The organism is Roseomonas sp. 18066 (genome assembly GCF_902706185.1).
Classification (GTDB): domain Bacteria; phylum Pseudomonadota; class Alphaproteobacteria; order Acetobacterales; family Acetobacteraceae; genus Pseudoroseomonas.
Genome location: NZ_CACSJM010000414.1, coordinates 1 through 394, shown reverse-complemented (window position 1 = coordinate 394; position 394 = coordinate 1). Strand labels below are relative to the sequence as shown.

Annotated in this window: 1 pseudogene; it reads left to right on the top strand. The window is 70.1% G+C overall.

Going from position 1 to position 394, the window contains the following annotated elements:
• Positions 1–394, top strand: a pseudogene (locus GVN67_RS29480) (ABC transporter substrate-binding protein); the annotation flags it as partial.

The window sequence follows — 394 nt, the reverse complement described above, 5'->3', positions numbered from 1 at the left end:
GTCGTGCACGACCTCAACATGACGGAGATGGCGCTCGCGCTCGGCCTGCGGCCCGTGCTCGTCGGCGTGACGGGCATCACCGGCTGGTACAAGCAGACCGGCGAGGCGCTGCTGCGCACGCTGGACGGGGTGCCCGAGCTGGCGCCCAAGTACCCCACGCTGGAAACGCTGGTGGCCGCTAGGCCCGATCTGTTCTTCGCGGGCTGGTACTACGGCATGCAGCCCGGAGGCGAGGTGACACCCGACACTCTCGCGCGGCACGGCATCCAGACCCTGGTGCTGACCGAAAGCTGCGCGCAGAACCGCGCCGACAAGCCGCATGCCACCATGGAGCTGCTCTACGGCGACATGCTGCGCCTGGGCCAGGTGTTCGGCCGCAGCGCGCAGGCACGGC